Origin of the sequence: Actinomadura fibrosa (assembly GCF_900659615.1) — a bacterium.
Lineage (GTDB): Bacteria > Actinomycetota > Actinomycetes > Streptosporangiales > Streptosporangiaceae > Spirillospora > Spirillospora fibrosa.
In genome coordinates, this window is record NZ_CAACUY010000023.1 from 65,712 (window position 1) to 73,823 (window position 8,112).

The 8,112-nt window shown below is 70.4% G+C and carries 7 protein-coding genes and 1 pseudogene; 6 read left to right on the top strand and 2 right to left on the bottom strand.

Annotated features, from left to right (window positions below):
* Window positions 1–40 precede the first annotated feature (40 nt).
* From E1300_RS11735 to E1300_RS11750, 4 genes are read left to right on the top strand one after another with little or no spacing between them, the layout of a single operon-like run.
* Window positions 41–1,009 (top strand): branched-chain amino acid ABC transporter permease, encoded by a 969-nt coding sequence (locus E1300_RS11735; protein WP_131756987.1) that lies wholly within the window; start codon window positions 41–43, stop codon window positions 1,007–1,009.
* Window positions 1,006–2,181, top strand: coding sequence for a branched-chain amino acid ABC transporter permease (locus E1300_RS11740; protein WP_131756988.1), 1,176 nt, complete (start codon window positions 1,006–1,008; stop codon window positions 2,179–2,181). Before E1300_RS11735 ends, E1300_RS11740 begins: the two co-directional genes overlap by 4 nt.
* Window positions 2,178–2,975, top strand: coding sequence for an ABC transporter ATP-binding protein (locus E1300_RS11745; RefSeq protein ID WP_131756989.1), 798 nt, complete (start codon window positions 2,178–2,180; stop codon window positions 2,973–2,975). The genes E1300_RS11740 and E1300_RS11745 overlap by 4 nt, the downstream gene beginning before the upstream one ends.
* On the top strand, window positions 2,965–3,789 hold the full coding sequence (locus E1300_RS11750) for an ABC transporter ATP-binding protein (RefSeq protein ID WP_131756990.1): 825 nt from the start codon (window positions 2,965–2,967) through the stop codon (window positions 3,787–3,789). The genes E1300_RS11745 and E1300_RS11750 overlap by 11 nt, the downstream gene beginning before the upstream one ends.
* A 33-nt stretch (window positions 3,790–3,822) precedes the next feature.
* On the opposite strand, the gene E1300_RS11755 is transcribed toward E1300_RS11750, so the two are convergent.
* Window positions 3,823–4,374 carry a DUF4352 domain-containing protein gene (locus tag E1300_RS11755; protein ID WP_131756991.1) on the bottom strand — a complete coding sequence of 184 codons (552 nt, stop codon included), beginning with the start codon at window positions 4,372–4,374 and terminating at the stop codon, window positions 3,823–3,825.
* A 162-nt stretch (window positions 4,375–4,536) separates the two neighbouring features.
* Window positions 4,537–4,890 (bottom strand): PaaI family thioesterase, encoded by a 354-nt coding sequence (locus E1300_RS11760; RefSeq protein WP_306440651.1) that lies wholly within the window; start codon window positions 4,888–4,890, stop codon window positions 4,537–4,539.
* A 141-nt stretch (window positions 4,891–5,031) separates the two neighbouring features.
* On the opposite strand from E1300_RS11760, the gene polA reads away from it, so the two are divergent.
* Both polA and E1300_RS11770 read left to right on the top strand, forming a co-directional pair.
* Window positions 5,032–7,734, top strand: a complete 2,703-nt coding sequence (polA, locus tag E1300_RS11765) for a DNA polymerase I (RefSeq protein WP_131756992.1) — start codon at window positions 5,032–5,034, stop codon at window positions 7,732–7,734.
* Window positions 7,735–7,863: 129 nt separating this feature from the next.
* A pseudogene (locus tag E1300_RS11770) lies at window positions 7,864–8,112 on the top strand (IS982 family transposase); the annotation flags it as partial.

An 8,112-nucleotide genomic window follows, 5' to 3' on the forward strand; every position in this document is an offset into this window, starting at 1 on the left:
CCATCAGCGCTCCCGCCCCCTCTTTCTTGAGGAACCCTCAGTGCTTCACGACTTCACATCCCAGTTCTGGGCGAACACGGTCGATGGGCTGACCGTCGGTTCGATCTACGCCCTGGTCGCGCTCGGCTACACGATGGTCTACGGCGTGCTGCGGCTGATCAACTTCGCCCATTCCGAGATTTTCATGATCGGTACGTTCGGCGGCCTGACGCTGATCCAGGTCGTCGGGTTCGACGGCGGTCCCTACGGCGGCTTCGCGCTGGTGGGGATCCTGGTGGCGTGCCTGGCGGCGTCGATGCTGGCGTCGGGCGGCGCGGCGGTGGTGCTGGAACGCGTGGCGTACCGGCCGCTGCGCAAGAAGGGGGCGTCGCGGCTCGCGGCGCTGATCTCGGCGATCGGCGCGTCGCTGTTCCTCCAGGAGCTGTTCGCGACGGTGGTCATCCCGAAGTTCTTCGGGGACGGCCGCGGCCGCGACCCGATCCACGTCCCGGACCTGCTGGAGAAGAAGGTGCTGTTCAGCATCGGCTCCGGCGAGGTCCGCAACGACAAGCTGCTGATCTTCGTCGCGGCGATCGTGATGATGGTCATCCTGAACCGGTTCGTGAACGGGTCCAAGCTCGGCCGGGGCATCCGGGCGACGGCGCAGGACCCGGAGACGGCGGTGCTGCTCGGGGTGAACATCGACCGGGTCGTCGTGGTGACGTTCCTGGTCGGCGGGCTGATGGCGGGGGCGGCGGGCTTCTTCTTCGCGCTGCTCTACCAGCAGACGATGTTCAACATCGGCTTCATCCTCGGCATCAAGGCGTTCACGGCGGCGGTGCTGGGCGGCATCGGCAACCTGCGCGGCGCACTGGTCGGCGGGTTCACGCTGGGGCTCATCGAGAACTACGGTGGCTCCATCTTCGGCTCCGAGTGGAAGGACGTCATCGCGTTCACCCTTCTCGTGGTCATCCTCCTGTTCCGTCCCACCGGCATCCTCGGTGAGTCCCTTCAGCAGGCGCGCGCATGAGCGACAACGTGAACACTTCCAAGAACGAGTCCGCGGGCGCCTGGGAGCGGGCGCGGACGGGGTACGGACGCGCCGTGGGCGGTCTCCGCGACCGGTGGGACACGGCGGCGTGGTGGCAGCGGTGGATCGTCTACGTGCTGCTGATCGTCGGCGCGCTGTTCCTGCCGTACGAGGGGCTGGCGCCGGTGATGTCGCCGGAGTCGAACTGGCAGACGATCCTGTTCTACCCGATCGGCGTGTACGTGCTGCTGGCCCTCGGCCTGAACGTGGTGATCGGCTACGCGGGCATGCTGGACCTCGGCTACGTGGCGTTCTGGGCGATCGGCGCCTACACGATGGCGACGATGTCGACCAAGTACGAGTGGGGGTTCTGGGAGCTGCTGCCGCTCGGCATCCTGATGGCGGCGGTGTCCGGGGTGATCCTCGGCGCTCCGACGCTGCGGCTGCGGGGCGACTACCTCGCGATCGTGACGCTCGGGTTCGGGGAGATCGTCCGGAAGGTCGCCGAGAACAGCGAGTGGCTCGGCGGGACGCGCGGCATCGACCACATCCCGCACCCGCCGTCCAGGGAGGGCGTGTGGTTCGCGGGGACGGAGATCTTCACCTACAAGATCCGTGACGCGCGGCCGTACTACATCCTGCTGGTCGGGCTGATCGTGCTGGTCATCGTCTTCTCGAAGCGGCTGGAGTTCAGCCGGATCGGGCGGGCGTGGTCGGCGATCCGCGAGGACGAGGACGCCGCGGAGATCATGGGCGTGCCGACGTTCAAGTTCAAGCTGCTGTCGTTCGCGATCGGCGCGGCGATCGGCGGGTCGGCGGGCGTGGTGTTCGCGTCGAAGGCGAGCTATGTCGCGCCGGCGAACTTCCCGTTCCTGCTGTCGGCGACGATCCTCGCGGCGGTGGTGCTGGGCGGCGCGGGCAACATCCCGGGCGTGATCGCCGGGGCGTTCCTGGTGGCGTGGCTGCCGGAGCGGTTCCGCGTCGTGACCGAGTACCGTGACCTCGCGTTCGGCGGGATCCTGGTGCTGATGATGATCGTCCGTCCCGAGGGCCTGATCCCGTCGAGGCAGCGCAAGGCCGAGATGGAGGAGGGTTCCGGCGGGCTCGGCAGCATGGGCGCCGAGGTCGCGGGTCCCGGGACGAGCGCGGGAGCCGAGGTGGGGAGCAAATGAGCGAGGCCGGGAACGGCGGGGGATCCCCGCTGCTGGAGCTCGACTCCGTCACGATGCGGTTCGGCGGCGTCGTCGCGCTGAACGCGGTGGACCTGACGATCCGCAAGGGCGAGATCTTCGCGCTGATCGGCCCGAACGGCGCCGGGAAGACCACGGTGTTCAACACCGTGACCGGCGTGTACCGGCCGACGTCCGGGACGATCTCGTTCAACGGCGGCGCCCTCAACGGGCTGAAGCGGTACAAGGTCACCAAGCGCGGTATCGCGCGGACGTTCCAGAACATCCGCCTGTTCCCGAACATGACGGCGGAGGAGAACGTGCAGGTGGGCGCGGACGCGCACCACCGCGCCGGGCTCCTCAGCGTGACGTTCGGGCTGCCGTGGCACCGCAACGAGGAGCGCGCGGGCAAGGCGCTCGCCCGGGAGCTGCTGGAGTTCGTGGGGATCGGGCACCGGGTGCACGATCTCGCGAAGAACCTGCCGTACGGCGACCAGCGGCGGCTGGAGATCGCGCGTGCGCTGGCGACGGACCCGAAGCTGCTGCTGCTGGACGAGCCCGCCGCGGGCATGAACCCGGCGGAGAAGGTGGCGCTCCAGGGGCTGATCCGCAAGATCCGTGACAGCGGGCGCACCGTCCTGCTCATCGAGCACGACATGGGCCTCGTCATGGGGATCAGCGACCGGGTCGCGGTGCTGGACTTCGGTCAGAAGATCGCCGACGGGCTGCCCGCCGAGGTGCAGAACGACCCGAAGGTCATCGAGGCGTACCTGGGGGCTCCGGCCGATGCTTCTTGAGTTGAAGGACGTCCGCGTCCACTACGGAAAGATCGAGGCGCTCAAGGGCATCTCGATCGGCGTCGCGGAGGGGGAGATCGTCTCCCTGATCGGCGCGAACGGGGCCGGGAAGAGCACCACGCTGAAGACGATCTCGGGGCTGCGGCCGCTGTCGTCGGGCGCGGTGCTGTTCGACGGCGCCGACATCGGCGCGATGCCCGGGCACAAGCGGGTGCTCGCCGGCATCGGGCAGGCGCCGGAGGGCCGGGGGATCTTCCCCGGCATGACGGTGCACGAGAACCTGCTGATGGGCGCGTACGCCCGCAAGGACGACCACTCCAAGGAGCTGGCGGAGGCCTACGAGCTGTTCCCCCGGCTGGCGGAGCGGCGGACGCAGGCGGCGGGCACGATGTCGGGCGGCGAGCAGCAGATGCTCGCGATCGGCCGCGCGCTGATGGCGAAGCCGAAGGTGCTGCTGCTGGACGAGCCGTCCATGGGGCTGGCGCCGATGCTGGTGCAGCAGATCTTCTCGATCATCGAGGAGATCAACCGGCGCGGCACGACGATCCTGCTGGTCGAGCAGAACGCGCAGCAGGCGCTCCAGCTCGCCCACCGGGCGTACGTGCTGGAGACGGGCCGGATCGTCAAGTCGGCTCCGGCGGCGGAGCTGCTGGACGACCCGCAGGTCCGTGCCGCCTACCTGGGCGGCGATCTGGGGGTCGGGGACGGCGCGGGCGCGACCGCGGCGGACCCGGTCCCCGGCACGGCCCCGGACGCCACGTCCGAGGACGTCGCGGAGGGCGCCGCGTCTGACGAGGACGGGCGCCGGGCCTGACACACGGCGCACACCCCGGGGTGGAGTTCCCGCTCAGCCGAGCGGGAGCTCCACCCCGGGGTCGTTCGGCAGCTCGATGCCGAGCCCGTCGGTCGGCGCGGCGTAGAGGCGCAGCGCCCGGATCCGCGCGTCCTTCGGGACGTCGTACATCAGGTCGAACTCCATGCGGTCGTGCGAGCCGAGCTCGATCTCGGTGGGCTGCCGCTTGACGCGCATCGCGTTCACGTCCGGCGTGAAGGTGCGGCCGCCGGCGACGACGAGGAGCTGCCGGTCGAGGTTCACCTTGTGGAAGGTCGCGTAGCCGTTCTCGGCGAGCATCCGCACGCGCACGAAACCGCCGAGCCTGGACGGCAGGTCCGCGTGGCTCCCGGTGATCGTCGTGAGGCCCGAGCTGAGGCCGAGCGCGGCGAACATGACCTGGCCGTCGCGGACCTCGCGGTAGGGGAGCGCCCGCTCATTGTCGCGGACGGGCCGCTCCGGCAGCCGGTACGTCTCGGGCCCGTCCCCGCCGGAACAGCCCGCGGCCGCCACGGCGAAGCCGAGGAACGCCAGTGTCGCGAGCGCCGTCCGCGCCGGGGGCCGCATGGACGCACTGTAGATCGTCCGGGGCCGGGAAAGGTACCGCCCGGGATCACCTTTGGGGCCGTACGAACCTTCCCCGGGCGCGTACGTTGTCTACTCGGTGATCCCGGGCCGCTCCGATCCACGCTACAGACCCCGGACGGCCCATCGCAAAGAAAGCGGCGATCACGTGTCGGGACGGTCCCTGAGCATGCAGGTGAGACGGGCCGTGCAGACCCGCCGGTCCTGCTCGTCGGTGATCACGATGTCGTAGGTGGCGAGGGTGCGGCCGCCGTGCGCGCGGGTCGCCACGCCGGTCACCCACCCGTCCGTCGCGGACCGGTGGTGCGTCGCGTTGATCTCGATGCCGACCGCGATGCGGTCCAGGCCCGCGTGCAGCGCTGAGCCGACGGACCCGAGCGACTCGGCGAGGACGCAGGACGCGCCGCCGTGCAGCAGCCCGTACGGCTGGGTGTTGCCCTTGACGGGCATCCGGCCCACCACGCGCTCCGCCGACGCCTCCAGGTACTCGATGCCCATCGCCCGGGCCAGGTCGCCGTGCGGGTCCTGCGCGTTCGCCCGGGCGAGGATCTCCGCCGCGAGGTCGCGCGAGCCCGCGCCGTCGGTGTCGCTCACTGACGCCTCCACAAAACTGTCGTACGCGCAGACTAGAGTCCTGGTGTGGCGACCACAGCAGCGACCCCTGACAAGCGTGAACGGCTCCTCCTGCTCGACGGGCACTCCCTGGCGTACCGGGCGTTCTTCGCGCTCCCCGTGGAGAACTTCTCCACCACCGACGGGCAGCCCACGAACGCCGTGTACGGCTTCACCTCGATGCTCATCAACGTCCTCCGCGACGAGCAGCCCACCCACATCGCGGTGGCGTTCGACCGCTCCGAGCCGACGTTCCGGCACGAGCAGTACGTCGAGTACAAGGCCGGCCGCCAGAAGACCCCCGACGAGTTCCGCAGCCAGGTCAGCCTGATCTTCGAGGTGCTGGACGCGCTGCGCATCCCGCGGATGTCGGTCGCGGGGTTCGAGGCCGACGACATCATCGCCACGCTGTCGGCCCAGGCCGCCGAAGCCGGGATCGACACCCTCATCGTCACCGGCGACCGCGACGCGTTCCAGCTCGTCAACGAGCACGTCACGGTCCTGTACCCCGTCAAGGGCGTCTCCGAGCTCGCCCGGATGGACCCGGCCGCCGTCGAGGCCAAGTACGGCGTCCCGCCCGAGCGGTACCGCGAGCTCGCCGCGCTCGTGGGGGAGAGCAGCGACAACCTGCCCGGCGTGCCCGGCGTCGGCCCGAAGACCGCCGCGAAGTGGCTGGCCAAGTACGGCGACCTCGACACCCTCGTCGCCCGCGTCGACGAGATCAAGGGCAAGGCCGGCGACAGCCTGCGCGAGCACCTCGCCGGCGTGCTGCGCAACCACCAGATCAACAAGCTCGACACCGAGGTCGGCCTGGAGCTCACCCCGCCGCAGCTCAGCATGGGCCAGTGGGACCGCGAGGAGATCCACACCCTGTTCGACTCGCTCCAGTTCCGGGTGCTCCGCGAGCGGCTCTACTCGTCCCTGTCGGCCGCCGAGCCCGAGGCCGACGAGGGCTTCGAGGTCGACCTCGAAGCCCTGGAGCCCGGCGCCCTCGCCGGCTGGCTGGAGGCCAACGCCACCGGCCGGCTCGGCCTCGCCGTCACCGGCACCTGGGGCCGCGGCACCGGCGAGGTCACCGCCCTCGCCCTCGCGTCCCCCGACGGCCCCGCCGTCCACCTCGACCCGGCCGAGCTCATCGAGGACGACGAGCGCGCCCTCGCCGCCTACCTCGCCGACCCGTCCCGCCCCAAGGCCATCCACGAGGCCAAGGGCCCGATGCTCGCCCTCGCCGCCCGCGGCCTCACCCTGGACGGCGTCACCAGCGACACCGCCCTCGCCGCCTACCTCGCCCTCCCCGGCCAGCGCACCTTCGACCTCGCCGACCTCGCGCTGCGCTACCTGCACCGCGAACTCCGCAACGAGACCGAGGACACCGGCCAGCTCACCCTCGACGGCTCCGGCGAGGAGGAGGCCGCCGAGGCCCTCGCCGTCCGCGCCCGCGCCGTCGCCGAACTCGCCGACGTCCTCGACCGCGACCTCGACAAGCGCGGCGCCACCCGCCTCCTCCACGAGGTCGAGCTGCCCCTCGTCCGCGTCCTCGCCGGCATGGAGCGCGCCGGGATCGCCGTCGACGCCGACCACCTGGCGGGCCTGTCCGCCTCCCTCGGCGGCCAGGTCAAGGAGCAGGAGCAGGCCGCCCACGACGCCGTCGGCCACGAGTTCAACCTCGGCTCGCCCAAGCAGGTCCAGCAGGTCCTGTTCGACGAGCTCAACCTCCCGAAGACCAAGCGCACCAAGACCGGCTACACCACCGACTCCGAGGCCCTCACCACGCTCCTGGAGAAGGACGGCCACCCCGTCCTCGAACACATCCTCCGCTGGCGCGAGGTCGCCAAGCTCAAGAGCATCGTCGACTCGCTCATCCCCATGGCCGACGACGCCGGCCGCATCCACACCACGTTCAACCAGATGATCGCCGCGACGGGACGGCTGTCGTCCACCGACCCCAACCTCCAGAACATCCCGATCCGCACCGCCGAGGGCCGCCAGATCCGCGAGGCGTTCATCGTCGGCCGCTCCGGCGAGACCGTCTACGAGTCGCTCCTCACCGCCGACTACTCGCAGATCGAACTCCGGATCATGGCGCACCTCTCCGAGGACGAGGCGCTCCTGGAGGCGTTCGGCACCGGCGCCGACTTCCACACCATCACCGCGTCCCGCGTGTTCGGCCTCCCGCCCGAGCAGATCGACTCCGAGCTCCGCGCCCGCATCAAGGCCATGAACTACGGCCTCGCCTACGGCCTGTCCGCCTACGGGCTGTCCCAGCAGCTCCGCATCTCCCCGGACGAGGCACGCGGCCTCATGGAGGAGTACTTCCAGCAGTTCGGCGGCGTCCGCGACTACCTCCAGAACGTCGTCGCCCGCGCCCGCCAGGACGGCTACACCGAGACCATCCTCGGCCGCCGCCGCTACCTCCCCGACCTCAACTCCGACAACCGGCAGCGCCGCGAGATGGCCGAGCGGATGGCGCTCAACGCCCCCATCCAGGGCTCCGCCGCCGACATCATCAAGGTCGCCAGCCTCAACGTCGACCGCGCCCTCCGCGACGCCGCCCTGGAGTCCCGCATGCTCCTCCAGGTCCACGACGAACTCGTCTTCGAGGTCGCCCCCGGCGAACTCGACACCCTCAAGGACCTCGTCAGCACCGAGATGGCCGGCGCCTACGAACTCCGCGCCCCCCTGAGCATCTCCATGGGCACCGGCCGCACCTGGCAAGAAGCGGCGCATTAAATTTCAATCCCGGCCCACGGGGCTCGCCTGGCGGCTCGCCCCGTGACCGTGCTTGGGCGGGCGCTAGATCGTTGATGGGAAATTGCTGAACCGGGTGCGGGCATGGCGAAGGGCGCCCATGGTCGGTGTGTGAAGACTGACTTGGACGCCCTTCTGACCGCACTCTACGTTCATCTGGACGATCACGTCCTGCCTTCGCCGCGACGGCGGCGGGGGCGGCCCCGGCTGCTGACCGATGCCGAGCTGGTCTGCGTGGCCGTCGCGCAGGTGCTGCTGGGATGCGATGCCGAGCACCGCTGGCTGCGCCTGGCCCCGGCCCGGATCGGGCACCTGTTCCCGCGCCTGCCCTGCCAATCCGAATACAACCGGCATCTGCGC

Bases quoted from the DNA above. Each gene is read 5' to 3' on its own strand.
- E1300_RS11740 (WP_131756988.1), top strand. From the start codon at position 1,006: ATGAGCGACAACGTGAACACTTCCAAGAACGAGTCCGCGGGCGCCTGG.
- E1300_RS11750 (WP_131756990.1), top strand. From the start codon at position 2,965: ATGCTTCTTGAGTTGAAGGACGTCCGCGTCCACTACGGAAAGATCGAG.
- E1300_RS11745 (WP_131756989.1), top strand. From the start codon at position 2,178: ATGAGCGAGGCCGGGAACGGCGGGGGATCCCCGCTGCTGGAGCTCGAC.
- E1300_RS11755 (WP_131756991.1), bottom strand. From the start codon at position 4,374: ATGCGGCCCCCGGCGCGGACGGCGCTCGCGACACTGGCGTTCCTCGGC.
- E1300_RS11760 (WP_306440651.1), bottom strand. From the start codon at position 4,890: ATGGGCATCGAGTACCTGGAGGCGTCGGCGGAGCGCGTGGTGGGCCGG.